Below are 270 nucleotides of genomic sequence, written 5' to 3' on the forward strand. Positions count from 1 at the left end.
GGACGGCGGGCGGACCGGCCGTTGGGCGGGCAGACGCCGACGCGGTGGGGCCGTGTCCGCGGCGGTGGGGCGCGGTCGTGGCCGGGCGGCCGGTGACGGGGCGGGCGGCGGCTTCCGGGGCGCAGCGGTCGGACCGGCCGTCGGAGCCACGGTGGGCGTGGGCTCGGCGGTGCCCGTGGGTTCCGCGCTGACGGTGGGCGTCGGGTCCGGCGGCGACTCGGAGCTGCTGCTCGGCTCGGTGGTGCGGGTGAGGCCGGGCAGGAGCTCGCC

At 81.9% G+C, this 270-nt stretch carries 1 pseudogene; it reads left to right on the top strand.

What is annotated here, in order from left to right:
* Positions 1–52: 52 nt before the first annotated feature.
* Positions 53–270, top strand: a pseudogene (locus ACSNN7_RS29135) (hypothetical protein); the annotation flags it as partial.

Source organism: Micromonospora sp. URMC 105, from assembly GCF_051386295.1.
Classification (GTDB): Bacteria; Actinomycetota; Actinomycetes; order Mycobacteriales; family Micromonosporaceae; genus Micromonospora.